General features: G+C 44.8%; 2 protein-coding genes. Both read right to left on the bottom strand.

The window, feature by feature from the left end; translation table 11 throughout:
* Positions 1–111: 111 nt before the first annotated feature.
* A complete protein-coding gene (locus JNC77_RS17555) occupies positions 112–426 on the bottom strand; it encodes a hypothetical protein (RefSeq protein ID WP_374834802.1) in 315 nt (104 codons plus the stop codon).
* On the bottom strand, positions 426–1,247 hold an 822-nt coding region (locus tag JNC77_RS17550), incomplete at its 5' end, for a pyocin knob domain-containing protein (protein ID WP_374834800.1). The genes JNC77_RS17550 and JNC77_RS17555, both read right to left, overlap by 1 nt.

Raw genomic sequence — 1,247 nt, 5'->3', positions numbered from 1 at the left:
TGAAACGTAAAACCGCCATTGATACGGCGGTCGCGTTCAATATCTATTAAGCCTTCCAGCTGCTTTCGGTGTTCTTCAGCCTTCATTTCCTTTGTGATTACTTTGGAAAAATCAATCATCGGCTGCCACCTTTTCATTAAAGATGATCTCACCATCATCAATCAGCGTAATCGGCTCTGGGAATAAGACACTATCCGGCGCATCCTCGTCGCTGTAAGGCATCAGGACAGTTACATTCACAATGCCATTGGTTTTTGTAATGCCTCCGACAATACAATCGTTATCGATAGCTTCCGCAGGCACATCACTACCGTCTGCCAATTGTGAAAAATCACAAGACCTATCTCCAATTGTCAAAACACTTCCGCGTTTTTCAATCTTTAAAGTCTGATCTGAAAATTGAGGTGATAAAGTTATTTTAAACATTAGAACCACCTTCCAACTGCTACAATACCTATATTTTGTACGCGCCCTTCTGTTGCGCTAACGGTACCCGCATCAAAGAAAATTGAAAAAGTAGCACCTGTAGCACTGGATGCGGCTCCAAAAGCTCGAGCACTTCCACGACCTGATTGCGCTCCGGTAATACCCGTCCAATTTACAGCCTGCTGTATCGGCACATTAAGAAAAACCTCGCTATTACTGTTGGGAAAGGCCGCAGGATAAGTCCAACTACCGCCCAAGCGTCCTGTATTAGAGTTAGAGTCAGAATAATTTACTTCTGTTTTACCCCAACAAATTTGTGTACCGTCTGCAAACCGAACAAAAGTGCCATTTGCATTGTTACCGGGATAAATAACACCGCCGGTTGGTATACCGTTGGATTGAGAGACGTTTGCCAATAAATTGTTAGCCGAATACATTCTATACCACGGAGACCAAACACCATCCATGCGCGCTCTCTCATACATACTGTTTGTGGTATGTCTCAGCGCTATTTGTCTGGCTTGTGTATTGCTGAAAGCTAAATGGAAAAGAAGCATGGTTGCACCCTCCGGCATGTTGGGATTACTCCCACCTATTCGGTACCATCCGCTTTCGATAATTTCGTTCGGGTCGCCCGCAGTATTTCCTATAGTTCTTAATCTACCCGGAAGTTGCCCATTGGGTATTCCTCCCAAAGCTTCATAACCTTTACCGCCATTTGCAGCCGCCAACAAAGTCCGCGCCCATTCCGTTAAAGCAGTCACATCCGCAGTGCCAGAACCGGTGAAAAAAGCCAGTGTATCTTTTAGTGTTTTCAATCC

Origin of the sequence: Paenochrobactrum pullorum, assembly GCF_041929845.1 — a bacterium.
In the GTDB taxonomy this organism is placed as follows: domain Bacteria; phylum Pseudomonadota; class Alphaproteobacteria; order Rhizobiales; family Rhizobiaceae; genus Paenochrobactrum; species Paenochrobactrum pullorum.
Note: the sequence above shows the minus strand (reverse complement) of the source record. Positions and strands in the feature narration are given on the sequence as shown.

Bases quoted from the DNA above. Each gene is read 5' to 3' on its own strand.
- JNC77_RS17555 (WP_374834802.1), bottom strand. From the start codon at position 426: ATGTTTAAAATAACTTTATCACCTCAATTTTCAGATCAGACTTTAAAG.